Genomic DNA, 18065 nt, shown 5'->3' with positions numbered 1-18065 from the left:
AGGAAGCAAGATCACAAAGCCCCGGCCGCTGACGCCGGCCGCCGGTCGCCCACCGGTCACCCGCCACTCCACCTGCCACATCACGCCCCGCTCGGCCCTCCGCTCGACCCTCCGCTCAACCGCCCGCTCATCCACTCCAGCGCCCCCGGAATCTCCCGCCGCCAGGTGTTGAAGTTGTGCCCGCCGTTTTCGAGGATGATCGACGAGATCCGCGTAACCCCGTTCGCCTTCACCCCCTCAATGAACTTCAGCGTGTTCTTGTAGTTGGGTTCTCCGACCTTGCTGCTGCTGACGAGCAGTGAAGTGTCCGGCGCGGGCATGTGCTTGAGGTACCACCCCAGGTTCGCGCGATTGCGCAGTTCCTCGTCACCGTGGAAGAGATCGCCCGTCGTGGGGTCGCTCGGCGCGTTGTAGTACGCGGAAAGCCCCGCCCCGGCGGCGTACACCCCGGGATGGTGCATGGCGAGCTTGAGCGCGCAGTAGCCACCCGTGGAGTTCCCGATGATGCCCCAACCGCCCTGCTTCCGGCTCACCCTGTAGTGGCCGCTCACGGCATCGGGCAGGTCCTTCGCGAAGAACGTCTCGGTCTGCGGGCCCCCGGGGATGTCCACGCACTCCGTGTCCCTCGGCGGCGCCACCGTCGGCCGCAGCATCACCAGGATCATCGGCTGCATACGGCCTTCCTTGGCAAGCGTCGAGGCCGTACGCGGATAGTTGAGCTTGGTCACCAGCTTCTCCGCCGTACCCGGGTAACCGGTCAGAACGACAGCGGCAGGGAACGCGTGCTTGCGGTACTGCGGCTGAAAGTATTCGGCCGGCAGATAGACGTACGCGGGCGTGGCGATGTGCGTCTCACGACCCACGATGTCGACCTTCTGGATCTGCCCGCTCACCTCCGGCCGGGCACTGGCCGCCCCCGGCACCCGCCGCGTGTCGACGACCCGCAGCGGCCCGCGCCCCGGCGTGTGGTCCACGACGACGCCCTGGCCCTTCTCCTGCCCGAACAGGTCGGCCCAGCTGGCGTAGAACCCGAAGGACTGGTTGGCGCCGAGACCGACCGCAGCGAAGAGCATCAACTGAGTGGCGAGCAGCAGCCCGACCCTGCCTGTCATGGCCCGCCAGCCGCGCCGAGCCAGCCGTGGCCACAGCCACACCGTGCCGACGAACAGCCCTATGGCGGCGGCGACCGCCAGCGCCAGCACATTGTCGCTCGTGAGACCCATCGATGGTTACCTGTACGCACTTTCCGCCCGGACGCCTCGGCCGCGCGGACACGTGCTCCCCCGCGCTGCCTCCCCCACACCTTCGCAAGGGCTTGCCCCGGACTTTCCTTGGCTTTTGAAACGGTTTTGGGAAGCCGAGTGAACCTCTCCCCTCGAGACACCGTCCTAGAGGGCGCAATGTCGCCGGATGCCCGAATCGGCACCGGGTCCAAGATCTCTCGCTCAACTGTGGGATGCGATGTCTGTCAGGACAGATGTGGAAATGTCGGGCAAGGTTCCGGAACGATCGAGCCAGGTGGGGCATCTGCCCGGCCGGGTACGGCACCTCCTGCGCGGCCCGCGCCCCGAGGCCGTACCCGTCCTCGTCGGCAGGGCCTGCACCCTGGTGGGCCTGCTGAACATCGCCGCGGGCGTCTTCCCCCGCTTCCGGCACAGCCGTATGCACGCCATCGCCGAGGTGCTGCCGGGCTCCGTGGGCCCGTTCGCGGCCGCGCTGGCGCTCGGCACGGGCGTGCTGTTGCTGCTGCTCGCCCACGGCCTCAAGCGCGGCAAGCGGCGGGCGTGGCGCGCCGCGGTCGTCCTGCTCCCGGCCGGAGCGGTGGCGCAGTTCACGTACCGCCACTCCATCGTGGGCGTGCTCATCTCGCTCGCGCTGCTCTGGGCTCTGCTGCGGCACCGCGACCAGTTCGCGGCGCTGCCCGACCCGCGCAGCAGGTGGCGCGCGCTGGCCAACTTCGTCCTCATGAGCGCCGGTTCCCTCGCCCTCGGCCTGGTCATCGTCAGCGCCCACCCGAACACCCTGGTCGGGGACCCGAGCCTGGCCGACCGCATCACCCATGTCCTGTACGGCCTGTTCGGCTTCGAGGGCCCGGTCGACTACCAGGGCAACACCTCCTGGACGGTCGCCTTCTCCCTGGGCGCCCTCGGCTGGATCACCGCGGTCACCACGATCTACCTCGCCTTCCGCCCCGAACACCCCGCCGCCCGCCTCACCGAGGACGACGAGGCCCGCCTGCGCGTCCTGCTGGACAAGCACGGCGGCCGCGACTCGCTCGGCCACTTCGCGCTGCGCCGCGACAAGGCCGTCGTCTTCTCCCCCAGCGGCAAGGCGGCGGTGACCTACCGCGTCGTGTCCGGCGTGATGCTCGCCAGCGGCGACCCGATCGGCGACGTCGAGGCCTGGCCGGGCGCCATCGAGCGCTTCATGGACGAGGCCAAGGCCCACTCCTGGACCCCGGCCGTCATGGGCTGCTCCGAGACCGGCGCCGAGGTGTGGACCCGCGAGACCGGCCTGGACGCCCTCGAACTGGGCGACGAGGCGGTGGTGGACGTCCCGGATTTCTCGCTCGCCGGCCGCGCGATGCGCAACGTGCGTCAGATGGTCAAGCGCATCGAGCGCGCCGGTTACGAGACCCGGGTACGTCGTGTCCGTGACCTCGGCGAGACGGAACTGGAGCGCATCCGGCAGGCCGCGGAGGACTGGCGCGGCACCGACACCGAGCGCGGCTTCTCCATGGCGCTGGGCCGCGTCGGCGACCCCGCCGACGGCGACTGCCTCATCGCCACCGCCCACAAGGCGGACGAGGAGCCGGGTCCGTACGGCGACCTCAAGGCCATCCTCCACTTCGTGCCCTGGGGCACGGACGGGGTCTCCCTGGACCTCATGCGCCGCGACCGCTCGGCCGACCCCGGCATGAACGAGCTGCTGATCGTGGCCGCCCTCCAGGCCGCCCCGAAGTTCGGCATCGCGCGCGTGTCGCTGAACTTCGCCATGTTCCGCTCGGCACTGGCACGCGGCGAGAAGATCGGCGCGGGACCGGTGCTGCGCGCCTGGCGCGGGCTGCTGGTGTTCCTCTCCCGCTGGTTCCAGATCGAGTCCCTGTACAAGTTCAACGCCAAGTTCCAGCCCCGCTGGGAGCCGCGCTTCGTCGTCTACCGCGCCTCCGCCGACCTCCCCCGCCTCGGCTTCGCCGCCATGCAGGCGGAGGGCTTCGTCAACCTGGCCCTGCCGCTGCCGCGCGCCCTGCGCCGCCGTACGACCGCTCCGCGCCCGTGCGCCCACCGGGTGGCGGAACGGGAGGCCCAGGCGGCCTGACCGGGACCGCGGCCACCCGAGACCGGCCCGAGCGGAAGCCTCACCCCGCCCCACACACCCAAAGGCTCCCGCTCGGGCCACCGCGCATCGCGGCACCGCCTTGGGCCTACGCTGAACATATGAGCAAGCAGAGCGGACGCGGGCGCGTCGCGGGCCTCCCCGAGTGGGACCGGTGCGCGGTCATGGGAGTGGTCAACGTGACCCCCGATTCCTTCTCCGACGGCGGCCGCTGGTTCGACACGACGTCCGCCGTCAAGCACGGCCTCGCCCTCGTCGACGAGGGCGCCGACCTGGTCGACGTCGGCGGCGAGTCCACCCGGCCCGGCGCCACCCGGGTCGACGAGGCCGAGGAACTCCGCCGCGTCGTCCCCGTCGTCCGCGGCCTCGCCTCCGAGGGCGTCACGGTCTCTGTGGACACCATGCGCGCCTCCGTCGCCGAGCAGGCCCTCGCCGCGGGCGCCGCCCTCGTCAACGACGTCAGCGGCGGCCTCGCCGACCCCGCCATGATCCCCGTCGTCGCGGACGCCGGCGCGCCCTTCGTCGTCATGCACTGGCGCGGCTTCCTGCAGGGCGGGAACGTGAAGGGCAGGTACGAGGACGTCGTCACCGAGGTCGTCGACGAGCTCCACGCGCGCGTGGAGGCCGTTCTGGAGGGCGGCATCGCCCCCGACCGCATCGTCGTCGACCCCGGCCTCGGCTTCTCCAAGGACGCCGAGCACGACCTCGTCCTCCTCGCCCGCCTCGACCGCCTCCTCGCCCTCGGCCGCCCGCTCCTCGTCGCCGCCTCCCGCAAGCGGTTCCTCGGCCGGGTCCTCGCCGGACCGCAGGGCGCGCCCCCACCCGCGCGAGAGCGGGACGCCGCCACGGCCGCCGTCTCGGCGCTCGCGGCACAGGCCGGCGCCTGGGCGGTGCGGGTGCACGAGGTGCGCGCCACGGCGGACGCGGTGCGCGTCGCACGGGCCGTCGAAGAAGCGCGCGGCGCTGAAGGAGCGCGGTGAGCGCCCCCCACACCGATGTCGAACAGGTGGAGGCCGCCAACACCGCCTTCTACGAGGCGATGGAGCGCGGCGACTTCGAAACGCTGTCGTCGCTCTGGCTCACCCCGTCCGACCTCGGCGTCGACGAGACGTACCACGACCCGGCCGACGCCGGCGTGATCTCCTGCGTGCACCCCGGCTGGCCGGTGCTCACCGGACGCGGCGAGGTTCTCAGGTCGTACGCCCTGATCATGGCGAACACCGACTACATCCAGTTCTTCCTCACCGACGTGCACGTCTCCGTCACCGGCGACACCGCCCTGGTGACCTGCACCGAGAACATCCTCAGCGGCGGCCCCGCCCCCGACGCCGGGGAGGAGCTCGGCCCGCTGGTGGGCCAGCTGGTGGTCGCCACGAACGTGTTCCGGCGCACACCCGACGGCTGGAAGATGTGGTCCCACCACGCCTCGCCCGTTCTGGCCGAAAACGACGAGGAAGACGGCGAGGAGACCCCCACCTGAGTGGGTAGGCGACCGGCGAGGACGCCACGGGCACGGAACGGGAGCGACCCGCGCGAGCCACCCGCAAGGGGGCGCGTGGGGCGCCGCCGGGACCAAGAAGTGGTTGGAATCACGCCGCTCCGGGTAGGGGCGGCTACCAACCCGTGAGCCGCCGGGTTCCCCAGGGGAAACACGCGATGAATCCTCCTGGCCCCGGACCGGGCCCACGCCCCCGTGGCCCGGCCCTGTCAGTGCCCGCAGGTAGATTCGTTCGAGGCCGGCATGCCGCCCGCACACGGCAGCGCCCGGCCGTCACCGACGATTGCAGGAGTGATTCGCGTGGATCGTGTCGCGCTGCGCGGCCTGAAGGCCCGCGGGCACCACGGTGTGTTCCCCGAGGAGCGCGAGGAGGGCCAGACCTTCGTCGTGGACCTCGTGCTGGGCCTGGACACCCGCCCGGCCGCCGCCGACGACGACCTGGCGAAGACCGTGCACTACGGCATCGTGGCCGAGGAGGTCGTGGCCGTCGTCCAGGGCGAACCGGTCAACCTCATCGAGACGCTCGCCGAACGCATCGCCAAGGCCTGTCTGAAGCACGAAGGGGTCCAGGAGGTCGAGGTCACCGTCCACAAACCGGACGCGCCGATCACGGTCCCCTTCGACGACGTGACCGTCACCATCACCCGGAGCCGAGTATGACCGCGTTCTTCACCGAAGGTCACAGCGACCCGACCGTACAGCCGGTACCCGCCTCCGTCGTCGAGAAGGTCGACGCCGCCGACACCACCCTCCACAACCCGAAACGGGCCGTGATCTCCCTCGGCTCCAACCTGGGCAACCGCCTGGAGACCCTCCAGGGCGCCATCGACGCCCTCGAGGACACCCCCGGCGTCCGCATCAAGGCGGTCTCGCCGGTGTACGAGACGGAACCCTGGGGCGTGGAGCCGGGAAGCCAGCCGTCCTACTTCAACGCCGTCGTGGTCCTCAAGACCACGCTCCCCCCGTCATCCCTCCTGGAGCGGGCCCACGCGGTCGAGGAGGCCTTCCACCGCGTACGGGACGAACGCTGGGGTGCGCGCACCCTCGACGTCGACATCGTCGCGTACGCCGACGTCGTCTCCGACGACCCGCACCTCACGCTCCCCCACCCGCGCGCCCACGAGCGCGCCTTCGTCCTCGCCCCCTGGCACGACGTCGATCCGCAGGCACAGTTGCCGGGCCGCGGCCCGGTGGCCGCCCTCCTGGCCGCCGTCACACGCGAAGGGGTCACAGCGCGCCATGACCTGGAACTCCGGCTGCCCGAGTAGTCGTTAAGGTCAAGACGACACAAGTCCGCGGGGACCCGGCCCCGGGGGAGCTGAAGGGACACCGTGAGAGAGCTGCGCATCAGGATGCTGGCCGGTGTGTTCATCGTCGCCGGAGTCCTGTCCTGGGCGGGCGCCCGCCTCTGGAACTCCGTCGGGACCCTGCCCAGCGTCCCCCTGGCCGCCCCCATCGTCCTCGCCCTGATCGCCGTGGTGCTCCTGTCCACGGCGATCTCCATCCGCGCCCGCCTCAAGGCCCAGCGCGAACGCCGCCCCGAGGCCAAGGGCGTCGACCCCCTGATGGCCGCCCGCGCGGTCGTCTTCGGCCACGCCAGCGCCCTGGTCGCCGCCCTGGTCGCCGGCATGTACGGCGGCACCGGCGTCTTCCTCCTGGAGTACCTCGACATCCCCGCCCGCCGCGACCAGGCCATCTACGCCGGCTTCTCGGTCCTGGCCGGCATCGCCGTCATAGCGGCGGCCATCTTCCTGGAACGCGTGTGCAAGCTCCCGGAGGACGACGAGCACGATGGGGCGGGGGCGACGCCGACGGTGTGATGGCGCCCGGGCTACCAGGGCTGGCGGGCAAGGTGGCCGTTCACCAGGAAGCCCGGGTACGGATCGAGGCGGTAGCCGTAGAGCGTGAACGGCTTCGGGCTTTCGGCTCTGCGCAGACGTACCTCGCGCACTTCGACCCATGAGGACTCGACCAGCCCCAGCGGATGCCGCTCGGGCTTGTACGTGCCCCGTGCCGTCCAGCTGTCGGCCACGACTAGATGTGAGGCCAGCCCGCTGCTCCGTGGTGTGAACTTCGCCCCGACCACCTGCGCCAACTCGGACAGGAACGCAACATTGGCGCTGACCAGCAAGCGCCCGGCCCAGGTCTTCGGACGGAATCCGTCCCCATCCGTGTAGCCGTCGAGAAAGCCTTCGAACGTCTCCCTGTCCCGAAGAACGACACGCGGAAAGCGCTGCCGCATGTGATGGGCGTCCCCGCCCACGTACTGCCTCATCAAGTCAGCCAGATACGACGAGACCACGCGCACTCGGAAGCCAGGGGTATCGCGCTGAAGGTAGCCGGAAGGACGCGTGACTGCCTCCAGGCGGGCCGGCAACCCGGTTGCAGCGGTGAGGGACCTCGCAAAGCGCGCCGCGAACGCCTCGTCATTGACCACCAGCGACACGTAGTTTTTGCCGACCGTCCCGTCCGAGCAATTCGCGCCGAGCATGTAACCGAATTCGTAGCCCGGCTTGATGGTCAACCGCTCGCGACGCAACTTCCGCGCCTGCGTCCAGGCGAGCACGGTCCCCTCGGCGTCTCTCGCATGGACCCACCCGTCAGGCGTACCCAGCAACTGATCAGGCGCCACAGTGAACGTCACATGGTCGGTCATCACGTCCGCCACATCGCGGACCTTTGCTGTCACCACGTGTGTGACTGTCGTCTGAACCGTACGTTCCCCGTCCAGCGTCCAAAGTCGGCAGCCCACCCGAACGCTCCGCGCCTGCAAGCGCCCGCCGACCCCATTCACCGTCTGCTTGCTGGGTAGCCCACACCCCACCGCGATCCCCCTTGATCAGCGATCAACTCACTGATCAAGGACGCTACCGGGCACCACTGACAATCGGGTCAGCGCGCCAGTATCAGGCTCATTGCCTCGGCCCGGGTCGTAGCGTCCCGAAGCTGACCACGCACCGCCGACGTCGTCGTCTTCGCACCCGGCTTACGGATGCCGCGCACCGACATGCACATGTGCTCGGCCTCGATGACGACGATCACGCCCCGGGCCTCCAGGATCGTCATGAGGGAGTCGGCGACCTGCGTGGTGAGTCGTTCCTGCACCTGCAAGCGGCGAGCAAACACCTCAACCAGCCGGGCAAGCTTCGACAGGCCGGTGATCTTGCCGCTTTCCGCCGGAATGTACCCAATGTGCGCTACGCCATGAAATGGCAACATATGATGTTCGCACAAAGATACGATTTCGATGTCCTTGACCAAGACCATCTCGTCATGCCCGATATCGAACGTAGTCGTCAGGACATCCTCGGGCTGCTGCGTATGCCCAGCCAACAGCTCCCGATAAGCCCGCGCAACCCGGGCCGGAGTCTCCCTCAGCCCCTCCCGATCAGGATCCTCCCCGACCGCGATCAGCAGCTCACGCACGGCGTTCTCGGCGCGCTTCTCGTCGAACTCGCCGATGAAGCCGTCGCCATCCAGCGTCACGGGGTCGGTCATGTGGTGCCTCGTTCCTGTGCGGGTCGCGCGCGTGTGGGCCACGAGCGCGCGTGATCTGCGGGTATACCAAAATGCCGCGCCCCCCAAGGCTAAAACCAGGGGGGCGCGGCATCCATTCCGGGCCCGGTGAGGTCACCGGGGCGGGGCGGCGTCAGCTCTCGGGACGCTCCTCGGGGGCCGGCTCGGTCGCCTGGGCGGGCTCCGCCGCCGTCGACTTCGCGGTGCTGATCGCCGGGGTCGCGCCGTTGGCGCCGTTCGTCAGTGCGAGCTCCTTCGGGGAGAGCACCGGCGGACGGGTGGACGGCGTGCGGCGGGAGGAACCGGTCCAGGCGGGCCGCGGCGGGCGCTTGACGATGGGGGCGAAGATCTCGGCGATCTCCTCCTTGCCCAGCGTCTCCTTCTCCAGCAACTGCAGGACGAGGTTGTCGAGGACGTCGCGGTTCTCGACCAGGATCTCCCAGGCCTCGTTGTGCGCGTTCTCGATGAGCTTCTTGACTTCCTCGTCCACCAGCGCGGCGACCTCTTCCGAGTAGTCGCGCTGGTGAGCCATCTCACGTCCGAGGAAGGGCTCGGTGTTGTCGCCGCCGAACTTGATCGCGCCCAGGCGCTCGGTCATGCCGTACTGCGTGACCATCGCACGGGCCGTGGCCGTGGCCTTCTCGATGTCGTTCGCCGCACCCGTGGTCGGGTCGTGGAAGACGAGCTCCTCGGCCGCACGGCCGCCCAGCATGTAGGCCAGCTGGTCCAGCATCTCGTTGCGGGTCGTGGAGTACTTGTCCTCGTCCGGCAGAACCATCGTGTAGCCGAGGGCGCGGCCTCTCGACAGGATCGTGATCTTGTGGACCGGGTCGGAGTTCGGGGAGGCCGCCGCGACCAGGGCGTGTCCGCCCTCGTGGTACGCGGTGATCTTCTTCTCCTTGTCCGACATGATCCGGGTCCGCTTCTGCGGGCCCGCCACGACGCGGTCGATGGCCTCGTCCAGCATCTGGTTGTCGATCAGCTTCTTGTCCGAGCGGGCCGTGAGCAGCGCGGCCTCGTTGAGGACGTTGCTCAGGTCCGCGCCGGTGAAGCCGGGCGTGCGGCGGGCGACCGCCGACAGGTCGACGTCCGGGGCGACCGGCTTGCCCTTCTGGTGGACCTTGAGGATCTCCAGACGGCCCTGCATGTCCGGGCGGTCGACCGCGATCTGGCGGTCGAAGCGGCCGGGGCGCAGGAGGGCCGGGTCGAGGATGTCGGGGCGGTTCGTCGCGGCGATGAGGATCACGCCGCCCTTGACGTCGAAGCCGTCCATCTCGACGAGCAGCTGGTTCAGGGTCTGCTCGCGCTCGTCGTGACCGCCGCCGAGGCCGGCGCCGCGATGGCGGCCGACCGCGTCGATCTCGTCGACGAAGACGATCGCCGGGGCGTTCGCCTTGGCCTGCTCGAAGAGGTCACGGACTCGGGAGGCACCGACACCGACGAACATCTCGACGAAGTCGGAACCGGAGATCGAGTAGAAGGGGACGCCCGCCTCGCCGGCGACCGCCCGCGCGAGGAGCGTCTTACCGGTGCCGGGAGGCCCGTAGAGCAGTACGCCCTTGGGGATCTTGGCGCCAACGGCCTGGAACTTGGCCGGTTCCTGGAGGAATTCCTTGATCTCGTGGAGTTCCTCGACCGCTTCGTCCGAGCCGGCGACGTCGGCGAACGTCGTCTTCGGGGTGTCCTTGGTGATGAGCTTCGCCTTGGACTTGCCGAAGTTCATGACTCGGGAGCCGCCGCCCTGCATCTGATTCATCAGGAACAGGAAGACGACCACGATGAGGACGAAGGGCAGCAGGGAGAGCAGGATGCCGACGAACGGGTTCTGCTTGGACGGCGAGACCGTGTAGCCGTCGGGGATCTGCTTCTGCTCGTACTTGTTCTGCAGCGTGTTGGCGATGGTCACGCCCTGGTCGCCGATGTAGGACGCCTGGATCTTGGTGGCGCCCTCGACCTTTTCGCCGTCCTTGAGCTCGGCCTTGACGGTCTGCTCGTCGCCGGTGGTCAGTTTGACCGACTCGACCTTGTTCTCATTGATCGCCTGAACGACCTGGCCGGTGTCCACCGTCTTGTAGCCGCCGGACGAGCCGACGACCTGCATCAACACGACCACGGCAAGGACGGCCAGCACGATCCACATGACCGGCCCACGGAAGTATCGCTTCACGTCCATCCATACGGAGCGGTGCCGCCCCGTCCCTCCTGCCATAGTGAGTTTGATAAGACAGTTCTTCTGACGGTACCCCAGCTTTGACACCCGTAGCCGCACGGGCGGGCTGGCAAGCCCGTCTGCATGCTCCAACGCCGCGAGGCCCGCCGGGGTTCCCGATCTTCGTACGAGGCTTGGGTCCTGGGGTCCGGTTCCCCGGACCGCCGGACTCAGCCGCCGTAGACGTGGGGCGCGAGCGTACCGACGAACGGGAGGTTGCGGTACTTCTCGGCGTAGTCGAGGCCGTAGCCGACGACGAACTCGTTGGGGATGTCGAAACCGACCCACTCGACGTCGATGGCGACCTTGGCGGCGTCCGGCTTGCGCAGCAGCGTGCACACCTTCAGGGAGGCGGGCTCGCGGGAGCCGAGGTTGTTGATCAGCCAGGACAGGGTCAGCCCGGAGTCGATGATGTCCTCGACGATGAGGACGTGCTTGCCCTTGATGTCGGTGTCGAGGTCCTTGAGGATCCGCACGACACCGGAGGACTGGGTGCCGGCGCCGTACGACGACACGGCCATCCAGTCCATGGTGACGGGGGTGGACAGCGCCCGCGCGAGGTCGGCCATGACCATCACCGCGCCCTTGAGCACGCCGACGATGAGCAGGTCCTTGCCCTCGTACTCCGCGTCGATCTTCGCCGCCAGCTCGGCCAGCTTGGCGTCGATCTCTTCCTTGGTGATGAGTACCTGCTTGAGGTCGGCACCCATGTCTTTCGCGTCCACCCGCATCACTTTCGGTCGTCCCACCGGCCGGTCCCGGCCGCTCTCACGACCCCGATGGAGGGGCCGGTGGGAGGTCCGGTTTCAGCCTTGCCGAATCACCAGTCTGCCACCCTGGCGCTGGGCGACGACTTTGCCGGGGAGATTGATGGCTCCCTGGCCGCGCCAGCCGGTGATCAGGCGGTCGACTTCCTCGATGTGGCGAGCGAAGAGGGCACCGGCGGGCGCCCCGGCCTCGATGGCGGCGCGGCGCAGGATCCGGCGGCGTACGGCGGGCGGCAGCGCGTACAGCTTCGCGCACTCCAGGAGGCCGGCCGAGTCGCGTACGGCGGCCTCGGCCTGGCGGGCCCAGGCGTCGAGGGCGTCGGCGTCGTCGCGGGAGAGCTGGGCCGTGCGGGCGAGGGCCTCCACGACGCCCTTGCCGAGGGCCTTCTCCAGGGCGGGCAGGCCTTCCTGGCGCAGCCGCGACCTGGTGTAGGCGGGATCGGCGTTGTGGGGGTCGTCCCAGACCGGCAGGGACTGGACCATGCAGGCCTTGCGGGCGGTCTGCCGGTCGAGCTGGAGGAAGGGGCGTCGGTAACGGCCGCCGGCCCCCGAGACCGCGGCCATTCCGGACAAGGAGCGGATGCCGGAGCCGCGGGCGAGGCCGAGCAGGACGGTTTCGGCCTGGTCGTCGCGGGTGTGGCCGAGCAGGACGGCGAGGGCGCCGTGGCGCTCGGCGGCGTCGTCGAGGGCGGCGTAGCGGGCGTCTCGGGCGGCGGCTTCGGGTCCGCCTTGGCGGCCGACGGTGACGGCGATGGACTCGACCGGGTCGAGGCCGAGTTCGCGCATGCGCAGGACGACTTCTTCGGCGCGCAGGTCGGAGCCGGCCTGCAGTCCGTGGTCGACGGTGACCGCGCCGGCGCGGATGCCGAGTTTGGGGGCTTCGAAGGCGAGCGCGGAGGCGAGGGCCATGGAGTCGGCGCCGCCGGAGCACGCGACGAGCACGAGCGGGGAGGGGGGTCGCTCGTGCGGGGCGGCGTGCGGGGGCTCGTACGACGGTTCGTAGGCCGTGCCGTGGGTGGCGGCGCCGTGGGAGGCCGGGGCCCGGGTCGGGTCGTACGCGGTCGTGGCGAGCAGGGTGGTCGCCGACGTCACAGAGGGCGCCGTCGGCGGTGTCACGGGCGGCGTCTCGCAGGAGGCCGCGCGCGGGTTGCCGGGCGCTGGTGCGTCGGTGCTGTGGCTGTGTTCGGTGAGGAGGTCGTGGAGGACGCGGCGGACCGCCAGGCGTATCGCCGCGACCGCAGGATGGGGACCCATGTCCGGTTCCCTTCATGAAATTGTCGGGGGGTGAGCCCGAGCTCGGTCACTCAGAGTGTGTAGATGGTGACAGAACCGGGCCGTTCCCCGAGCATTGCACGCCTACCCATCGCCCACGGTCCCTCGGACGGGTGATTGGAGGGGCGTTCGCCTGCCGTCGGCCGGATTCGGTGCACGACGTTCGTATGAGATGCACGACTCCCGTGCGATTTCACGACTCCGCCTTGCGGTGCACCCGCGCGATCCAGTCCGCCGGTTTGGCGATCTCCGCCTTGGTGGGGAGGGTGTTCGGGGACGTCCACACGCGGTTGAAACCGTCCATGCCGACCTGGTCGACGACGGCCCGTACGAAGCGTTCGCCGTCGCGGTACTGCCTGAGTTTGGCGTCCAGGCCCAGCAGTTTGCGCAGGGCCATGTCGAGCCTCGACGCACCCTTGGCGCGCCGCTGCTGGAATTTCTCGCGGATCTCGGCGACGGTCGGTACGACCTGGGGGCCGACCCCGTCCATCACGAAGTCGGCGTGGCCCTCCAGGAGTGACATCACGGCGGTGAGGCGGCCGAGGATCTCCCGCTGGGCCGGGGTCTGCACCAGTTCCACGAAGGACCGTCCGCCGTCGTCCTCCTCGGCCTCGGGGCGGCCGCCCGCGAGCGACTGGGCGGCCTCGCGGATGCGTTCCAGGACGGTCATGGGGTCGACGTCCGTCTCTCCCAAGAACGACTGGATTTCGCCCTCCAGGTGGTCCCGCAGCCAGGGCACGGCGGTGAACTGCGTGCGGTGGGTCTCCTCGTGCAGGGTCACCCACAGGCGGAAGTCGTGGGGATGTACGTCGAGTTCGCGCTCGACGTGGACGATGTTCGGGGCGACGAGCAGGAGGCGGCCGCCGCCACTCGGTGAATCCGAGGGGCCGCCCGCGGGGAGTTCGCGGGTGGAGGGGGCGAAGGTCTCGTACTGGCCGAGGACCCGGGAGGCCAGGAAGGACAGCAGCATTCCGAGTTCCACGCCGGTGACCTTGCCGCCGACGGCGCCGAGTACCGCGCCGCCGGGGCTGCTGCTGCGGCGTTCCTGCATCTTTTCGAGCAGGGGCTTGAGGATCTCGCGGAAGCCGGCGACGTTCGCCCGGACCCAGCCGGGGCGGTCGACGACGAGGACGGGGGTGTCGTGGGTCTCCTCCGTGCCCATCCGAGTGAAGCCCCGGACGTGCTCCTCCGAGGCTTTGGCGTGTCGGCGCAGCTCGGCGACGACGGCACGGGCCTCGTCGCGGCTCACCTCGGGGCCCGGCCGTACGAGCCGGGTCGCGGTTGCCACCGCGAGATTCCAGTCGACCATCTCGGCACCACCGATGCTCGTCATGTGTCAACCGTACGTGAGCGTTCCCACTTGGGGCAGGCCGTGAGGGGTTGGCTCGGTTGGCGGTGACTTGTGTGGGGCCCGGCGCCCTACGGCTGGACGCAGCCGCAGGACGACAGTGCCGTCGCTGCCTTGTCCAGGGCCGACTGGGCCGCGCCCGGGTCCGTCGTGTTCGATGCCATGAAGGCGAAGGCCAGGAGGCGGCCGTTCTGGTCGACCACTGTGCCGGCGAGGGTGTTGACGCCGGTCAGGGTGCCTGTCTTGGCTCGTACGATGCCTGCCGCGCCGTCCGTGTAGCGGCCGGCCAGGGTGCCGGTGAAGCCCCCCACCGGGAGGCCGGTGAGGGTGGGGCGGAGTTCGGGGTGGGCCGGGTCGGCCGCCTTGGCGAGGAGGGTCGCGAGCAGGCCGGCCGTGAGCCGGTCGGCGCGGTCGAGACCGCTGCCGTCCTTGACGTCGATGCCGGTCACCGGCACTCCGAGCTTCTTCAACTGGGCCTCGATCGCCTCGCCGGCGCCCTCGAAGTCGGCGCGCTTCCCGCTCGCCACGGCCGTCTGGCGGGCCAGGGCCTCGCCGATGTCGTTGTCGCTGTTGGTGAGCATGCGCTCGACCAGGGCCGAGAGCGGGGGCGAGGAGACCTCGGCGAGGGGCTCGGCGCGGTCGGTCGCCTTGGACGGGCCGGGGGACGTCGTCCTGACGCCGTGGTCCGCGAGGAAGGCCGCGAACCTGGTCGCCGCGTCCTTCGCCGGGTCCGCCACCCGGGGCGCCGGGCCGCTGCTGGAGCCGTCCGTGCGGGCCTCGTCGGCCATCAGGGCGGTGACCCGCGCGAGGTTGTCGTTCACCCCGATGGGGTGCAGGTCGGAGCCCGCGTAGAGGGTGGTGTCGTACGAGAGCGTGACCTCGCGCACGTGCCGCTTCTTCAGGGCCTCGGCCGTGGCGGCGGCCAGCTCGCGCAGGCTCGCCCAGCCTCCGTCCTGCTTGCGGGCCGTCAGCGTGGGGTCGCCGCCGCCGACCAGGACCAGTTCCTTCGTGCCGGGTTCCAGGGCGGTACGAGTGGTGAGGCGGTGGTCGGCACCGAGTGCGGCGAGGGCGGCCGCGGCAGTGGCGATCTTCGTCGTCGAGGCCGGGGTGAGGGATTCTGCGGCTCCTTCGCCGTAGAGGCGCTCGCCGGTGGCCACGTCCACGACCGCCGCCGCCCGGCGGGTGCCGAGGCCCGGGACGTCCAGGAGCGGCTCCAGGACGCCGGCCAGGGCCTTTCCGTTCGGGGCCGACTTCACGGTGCTGGTGCCGCCGCCCAGGCCGGTGAGGACGGAGGCCGCGCTGGGGGCGGGACGGGGCGCCTCGGCCGCCGTATCGGACGTATCGGTCCTACGGCCGTGATCTGTGCCACCCGTGCGCTCCCGGGCGGCCGCCCAGTCCCGCTCGGCCGTACGCTGACCGGTGGCGTCCCAGGGGCCGGCGGCGGTCACCACTCCGGCGGCCAGCGCCAGTCCGGCGGTGGCGGCGCCCGCGGTGTACTGCCAGGTCTTCGGCTTGCGTGTCCGCGCGGCCTGCGGGGCGACGGCTCGGGTGAGCCGGGCGGCCCGGGGTTTCGCGGCCCTCGCGGCGCGTGCGAGACGTGGGCGTACGGCCTCGGCGGCGCGCGCCAGACGCGGTCGTACGGCGTCCGCGAACCGCGTCACATGCGGTCTCGCGGCTCGCCAAGGCCTCAGCTCTGGCACGACCACCAGCCCCTTTCGCGATCACACACCTGCGTGAGGGACACTTAACCACCAGAACTATGTGCTGATCATGGAGGAGCCACCGGTGGAGTTCGACGTCACGATCGAGATCCCGAAGGGTTCGCGGAACAAGTACGAGGTGGACCACGAGACCGGTCGGATCCGCCTGGACCGTCGCCTCTTCACCTCGACCGCCTACCCGACCGACTACGGCTTCGTCGAGAACACCCTCGGCGAGGACGGCGACCCGCTGGACGCGCTGGTCATCCTGGACGAGCCGACGTTCCCGGGCTGCCTGATCAAGTGCCGCGCCATCGGCATGTTCCGGATGACCGACGAGGCCGGCGGCGACGACAAGCTGCTGTGCGTGCCGGCGACGGACCCGCGTGTGGAGCACCTGCGTGACATCCACCACGTGTCGGAGTTCGACCGCCTGGAGATCCAGCACTTCTTCGAGGTCTACAAGGACCTGGAGCCCGGCAAGTCGGTCGAGGGTGCCGACTGGGTGGGCCGTACCGAGGCCGAGGCCGAGATCGAGCGGTCGTACAAGCGCTTCAAGGACCAGGGCGGCCACTGAGCCACGGTCTGAGGCATCGGTCTGAGGCATCGGCTCTCAGCCATGTGAACGGGCTGCACGCATGCGCGTGCAGCCCGTTCGTGTGTCTGTGCGCATACTGAGTGCGGCAGGAGGTGTCGTACAGGGAGCGCTGCACAGGTGACGGACGCGGAGGACCGCAAGCCGCAGTCGGACGAGGCCAGGATGGCCTTCACGCCGCCCGCCGGGGTCGAGGTGGGGGACAGCGAGTCGGAGACCACGTCGGAGTTCGCCCTCCCCAAGGGGCTGGACGTACCGCAGCCGACGTCCCCGGAGCCCGAGGGATCGGCGTTCAGCACGCCGAGGGGCATCGGCCCGGAGGACGCCCTGCCCGCGTTCACTCCGCCGAACGGCATCCCGATGGTCCGCCTGACCAAGGACCTGCCCTGGCAGGACCGGATGCGGACGATGCTGCGCATGCCGGTGGCCGAGCGGCCCGCGCCGGAGCGGATGCCGAAGGCGGAGGAGGAGGGGCCGGCCGTCCCGCGCGTGCTCGACCTGACCCTGAGGATCGGCGAGCTGCTGCTGGCCGGCGGTGAGGGCGCGGAGGACGTGGAGGCGGCGATGTTCGCGGTCTGCCGGTCCTACGGCCTGGACCGCTGCGAGCCGAACGTCACCTTCACCCTGCTGTCGATCTCGTACCAGCCGTCGCTGGTGGACGATCCGGTGTCGGCGTCGCGCACGGTACGGCGGCGCGGCACCGACTACACGCGTCTGGCCGCCGTCTACCGGCTCGTCGACGACCTCAGCGACCCGGAGAGCCACATCTCCCTGGAGGAGGCCTACGGGCGGCTCGCGGAGATCCGCCGCAACCGGCACCCGTATCCGACGTGGGTGCTGACCGGAGCGAGCGGGCTGCTCGCGGGGGCGGCCTCCGTGCTGGTCGGTGGTGACGTGATCGTCTTCATCGCGGCCATGCTGGGCGCGATGCTCGGCGACCGGCTGGCGTGGTTGTGCGCGGGGCGCGGGCTGCCGGAGTTCTACCAGTTCACGGTGGCCGCGATGCCGCCGGCCGCGATCGGGGTGGCGCTGACGCTGGCGCACGTCGATGTGAAGGCGTCCGCGGTCATCACCGGTGGGCTGTTCGCGCTGCTGCCCGGGCGGGCGCTGGTGGCGGGTGTGCAGGACGGGCTGACCGGGTTCTACATCACCGCCTCCGCGCGACTGCTGGAGGTCATGTACTTCTTCGTCGGCATCGTCGTCGGGGTGCTGGTGATCCTGTACTTCGGGGTGAACCTCGGCGCCAAGCTCAACCCCGACGCGGCGCTGAACATCTCCGAACGGCCGTACTGGCAGATCGGCGCGTCGATGCTGCTGTCGCTGACCTTCGCGGTGCTGTTGCAGCAGGAGCGGTCCACGGTGCTCGCCGTGACCCTCAACGGGGGTGTCGCGTGGGTGGTGTACGGCGCGATGCACTATGCCGGTGAACTCTCGCCGGTCGCCTCCACGGCTGCGGCGGCCGGGCTGGTGGGGTTGTTCGGGCAGTTGCTCGCCCGGTACCGGTTCGCGTCGGCGTTGCCGTACACGACGGCGGCGATCGGGCCCCTGCTGCCGGGGTCCTCCACGTATTTCGGGCTGCTGTCGATCGCGCAGAACGAGGTGGACGCGGGGCTGGTTTCGCTGGCCACGGCTGCGTCGTTGGCCATGGCCATTGCCATTGGGGTCAATCTGGGGTCGGAGATCTCTCGGTTGTTCCTGAGGATTCCGGTTGCGGGGCGCAAGGCCGCCAAGCGGACGCGGGGGTTCTGACGCCGGTGCCTGCTGGCTCGGGACTTTCTGTCCAACGGCGGCTGCGGGTTGTTCGGGGTTGATCGCGCAGTTCCC

At 70.2% G+C, this 18065-nt stretch carries 16 protein-coding genes; 8 read left to right on the top strand and 8 right to left on the bottom strand.

What is annotated here, in order from left to right:
• Window positions 1-80: 80 nt before the first annotated feature.
• Entirely contained in the window at window positions 81-1223 is a 1143-nt protein-coding gene (locus tag ACIBU0_RS09100; RefSeq protein ID WP_398813877.1) for an alpha/beta hydrolase, read from the bottom strand.
• A gap of 262 nt (window positions 1224-1485) precedes the next feature.
• Between ACIBU0_RS09100 and ACIBU0_RS09095 the strand changes: the two genes are divergently transcribed.
• From ACIBU0_RS09095 to ACIBU0_RS09070, 6 genes are all read left to right on the top strand, one after another.
• Window positions 1486-3318, top strand: a complete 1833-nt coding sequence (locus ACIBU0_RS09095; RefSeq protein ID WP_398813874.1) for a phosphatidylglycerol lysyltransferase domain-containing protein — start codon at window positions 1486-1488, stop codon at window positions 3316-3318.
• 119 nt (window positions 3319-3437) lie between these two features.
• Window positions 3438-4316: a dihydropteroate synthase gene (gene folP / locus ACIBU0_RS09090; RefSeq protein WP_398813871.1), complete on the top strand. Its 879-nt coding sequence runs from the start codon at window positions 3438-3440 to the stop codon at window positions 4314-4316.
• A complete protein-coding gene (locus ACIBU0_RS09085; RefSeq protein WP_398813868.1) occupies window positions 4313-4816 on the top strand; it encodes a nuclear transport factor 2 family protein in 504 nt (167 codons plus the stop codon). The genes folP and ACIBU0_RS09085 overlap by 4 nt, the downstream gene beginning before the upstream one ends.
• A 318-nt stretch (window positions 4817-5134) precedes the next feature.
• The gene (gene folB / locus ACIBU0_RS09080) at window positions 5135-5494 is read left to right on the top strand and encodes a dihydroneopterin aldolase (protein WP_398813865.1); all 360 of its coding nucleotides are present in this window, start codon (window positions 5135-5137) and stop codon (window positions 5492-5494) included.
• Window positions 5491-6102 carry a 2-amino-4-hydroxy-6-hydroxymethyldihydropteridine diphosphokinase gene (gene folK, locus ACIBU0_RS09075; RefSeq protein ID WP_398813862.1) on the top strand — a complete coding sequence of 204 codons (612 nt, stop codon included), beginning with the start codon at window positions 5491-5493 and terminating at the stop codon, window positions 6100-6102. Before folB ends, folK begins: the two co-directional genes overlap by 4 nt.
• Before the next feature lie 63 nt (window positions 6103-6165).
• Window positions 6166-6654 (top strand): DUF3180 domain-containing protein, encoded by a 489-nt coding sequence (locus ACIBU0_RS09070; RefSeq protein WP_398813859.1) that lies wholly within the window; start codon window positions 6166-6168, stop codon window positions 6652-6654.
• Window positions 6655-6665: 11 nt separating this feature from the next.
• Here ACIBU0_RS09070 and ACIBU0_RS09065 read toward each other — a convergent pair whose 3' ends face one another.
• The 7 genes from ACIBU0_RS09065 to dacB form a co-directional block, all read right to left on the bottom strand.
• Window positions 6666-7526: a hypothetical protein gene (locus ACIBU0_RS09065; protein ID WP_398813856.1), complete on the bottom strand. Its 861-nt coding sequence runs from the start codon at window positions 7524-7526 to the stop codon at window positions 6666-6668.
• A 200-nt stretch (window positions 7527-7726) separates the two neighbouring features.
• Window positions 7727-8332 carry a GTP cyclohydrolase I FolE gene (folE, locus tag ACIBU0_RS09060; RefSeq protein WP_398813853.1) on the bottom strand — a complete coding sequence of 202 codons (606 nt, stop codon included), beginning with the start codon at window positions 8330-8332 and terminating at the stop codon, window positions 7727-7729.
• A 151-nt stretch (window positions 8333-8483) separates the two neighbouring features.
• A complete protein-coding gene (gene ftsH / locus ACIBU0_RS09055) occupies window positions 8484-10523 on the bottom strand; it encodes an ATP-dependent zinc metalloprotease FtsH (RefSeq protein ID WP_398813850.1) in 2040 nt (679 codons plus the stop codon).
• 206 nt (window positions 10524-10729) lie between these two features.
• Entirely contained in the window at window positions 10730-11290 is a 561-nt protein-coding gene (gene hpt / locus ACIBU0_RS09050; RefSeq protein WP_398814035.1) for a hypoxanthine phosphoribosyltransferase, read from the bottom strand.
• Between the two features lie 75 nt (window positions 11291-11365).
• Window positions 11366-12580 (bottom strand): tRNA lysidine(34) synthetase TilS, encoded by a 1215-nt coding sequence (gene tilS / locus ACIBU0_RS09045; protein WP_398813847.1) that lies wholly within the window; start codon window positions 12578-12580, stop codon window positions 11366-11368.
• A gap of 211 nt (window positions 12581-12791) precedes the next feature.
• Entirely contained in the window at window positions 12792-13931 is a 1140-nt protein-coding gene (locus ACIBU0_RS09040; protein ID WP_398813845.1) for a zinc-dependent metalloprotease, read from the bottom strand.
• An 86-nt stretch (window positions 13932-14017) separates the two neighbouring features.
• Window positions 14018-15607 carry a D-alanyl-D-alanine carboxypeptidase/D-alanyl-D-alanine-endopeptidase gene (dacB, locus tag ACIBU0_RS09035; protein ID WP_398813842.1) on the bottom strand — a complete coding sequence of 530 codons (1590 nt, stop codon included), beginning with the start codon at window positions 15605-15607 and terminating at the stop codon, window positions 14018-14020.
• A 124-nt stretch (window positions 15608-15731) separates the two neighbouring features.
• On the opposite strand from dacB, the gene ACIBU0_RS09030 reads away from it, so the two are divergent.
• Window positions 15732-16223: an inorganic diphosphatase gene (locus ACIBU0_RS09030; RefSeq protein WP_031487466.1), complete on the top strand. Its 492-nt coding sequence runs from the start codon at window positions 15732-15734 to the stop codon at window positions 16221-16223.
• Between the two features lie 138 nt (window positions 16224-16361).
• Window positions 16362-17990 carry a threonine/serine exporter ThrE family protein gene (locus tag ACIBU0_RS09025; protein WP_398813839.1) on the top strand — a complete coding sequence of 543 codons (1629 nt, stop codon included), beginning with the start codon at window positions 16362-16364 and terminating at the stop codon, window positions 17988-17990.
• Window positions 17991-18065: the final 75 nt, after the last annotated feature.

The sequence above is a fragment of the Streptomyces sp. NPDC049627 genome (assembly GCF_044465645.1).
Lineage (GTDB): Bacteria > Actinomycetota > Actinomycetes > Streptomycetales > Streptomycetaceae > Streptomyces.
This window is presented reverse-complemented; position numbering and strand designations above follow the sequence as displayed.